1 protein-coding gene and 1 pseudogene are annotated in these 1957 nt (G+C 66.6%); one reads left to right on the forward strand and one right to left on the reverse strand.

The genetic code is table 11. From position 1 onward, the window contains the following. Positions 1–677: 677 nt before the first annotated feature. Positions 678–914, forward strand: a pseudogene (locus ABT296_RS38545) (helix-turn-helix domain-containing protein); the annotation flags it as partial. Between the two features lie 70 nt (positions 915–984). Here ABT296_RS38545 and ABT296_RS38550 read toward each other — a convergent pair. After that, a complete protein-coding gene (locus ABT296_RS38550) occupies positions 985–1587 on the reverse strand; it encodes a hypothetical protein (protein ID WP_351934808.1) in 603 nt (200 codons plus the stop codon). Between the last annotated feature and the right edge of the window lie 370 nt (positions 1588–1957).

Consider the following 1957-nt stretch of genomic DNA (forward strand, 5'->3'; position numbering starts at 1 on the left):
CTGCAGACACTCCTCGCCACCTGGACCGGCGCCTGCCCCACCTGCCACCGCGACATACCCACACCCCTACGAACCTGACCAAGCCCTACTAGGGCACGGCGTTGTTGCTGAGGCCCTGCACCAATACGAGGGATTTCTCCGAGGGTCCGGCCGATACCTGTATCTGCCCCGGGACTATTGCCCCTGTTGCGACCCTACGGATGCTCGGGACACCCTCGAAGAAGCGCTCCGTCGACTTCCGCCCTCAGCGCGGCGAAGGCTGGGCGGTATCGTCGCCCAACTCGATGCGGAGTACCTCCGTCGCACGCTGCCCGACCCGTGGGCCGCATCGGTGAGTTCATGGCACGCGGCGGCGTGGTGGAGGCAGCGGATTCGGGAGGCATGACCGCCGACATGCGACCAGAACGCGGGACGTCCTCGACTGGTGGCGGCCCGCAAGGTCCGCTCTCGTCAGCATGAAGCCGCGTGCCTCCGCCCTCACCGGGCGGGGAGAGCCACGTACGCAGAGCCGCTCACCTGTCTGCGAGGCGGCGAAATGGTTCTCCTCAACCTTGCCGCGCGCCGCGCCGACCTGGCCCTCCGAAGCGACAACCACGTTCGAGCTGTACTTCGGGGCTCTGGAAGAGTCCCTCGGCCTCCGCCTACTGCATCGGGACTTCATCGGGTCTCGTTCGTGGATGCCCGGGCCTTCGGCCGGGGAAGATACGAAGCTCCCGCGGAGCAGGGCAGGGAGGGCTGTTTCGCCCACCGGGCGGAAGAGCGTTGTCAGTGGCGGCCGTCAGGTTGCTCGTGTGCATCTGCGGGATTCGTTCCGGATCGAGCCGACGCCGGTTCAGCGCATGGCGCCGGCCCGTACGTTCGGCTGCGCACTGGTCGTCTACAACGATGCGCTGGCAGCAAGGAAGGCCGCCTACTGCCAGACGGGGAGGATGTCAAGGAAGGTGCCAGCCGCCGGGCTGCGCTCGCCCCGCCCGACGGGGATTCTCAGAGGGTGGGGAAGACCACGGCGAAGAAGAGCCACAGCAGTACGGCCCAGAAGCCCGCCGCGGCCAGCGAAACGAGAAGGGAACTGCGCCACTTCAGGACCAGGAACGGGAAGAGGAACAAGGCGGCCCAGTGGCCGGCGACGTCGACCGACAAACGTGCGGCGTCGCTCAGGGAACGTGCGCGTCCCGTGGCGATACGGCGGAGCAGGCGCTGGGAGATGAAACCGTACAGACCGAACACGACGGGGAAGAACCACAGCGGTGTGACCGTGACCAGTTCGGACTCCGAGAACTCGTCGAACATGACGACGTAGATGAGCCCGGCCGCGCCGATCCCGCCGATCAGTGCGGCGAGATAGAGGGCCGTCAGCACGACGGGCTCGGCGGCACCGGCCGGTACAACGACGGGCGATGCGTAAGGAACATCGGGGGCCGGAACGGTGGCTACCTGGTGGCAGTGCGGGCAGCGCACGCCCTGCCCGGCGCGCTCGGCCGGAGCCGCGATCAAATGCCCGCATGGCGCGTGGAATTCAACCTGCTGGCCCGAGTTCATGCACGGCCCCTCTCCATTGCCCGACATGCCGCTGGTTGTCGGTGACACGCGGACGGTCCGCGCCAGTATCGATCACAGAACGGGACGCTGTCCGCCGGACCGCTGGTTGCACGCAAATCCAGGGCAACAGCCAAGCCTGGAAGGGCCATCACTCCGACCTGGTGAGCTTTTGAGCGGAGTTCAACCGCAGTTGACGCTGAAGTGCAGCTCTTGAAACGGCAACGGACATTCTCCTCGTCGTCATCGGGTCTCCTTCGTTTCCTCCCGGCCTTCAGGCTGGGAGGAAACGAAGCTCCTGCGGAGCAGGGCGGGAAGGACTGTTTCGCCCGCCGGGCGGAACAGCGTTGTCAGTGGCGGCCGCTAGGTTGCTCCTATGCATCTGCGGTACTCCTTCCGGATCGAGCCGACGCCGGGTCAG

Source organism: Streptomyces sp. NPDC000983 (genome assembly GCF_040299205.1).
GTDB lineage: Bacteria > Actinomycetota > Actinomycetes > Streptomycetales > Streptomycetaceae > Streptomyces.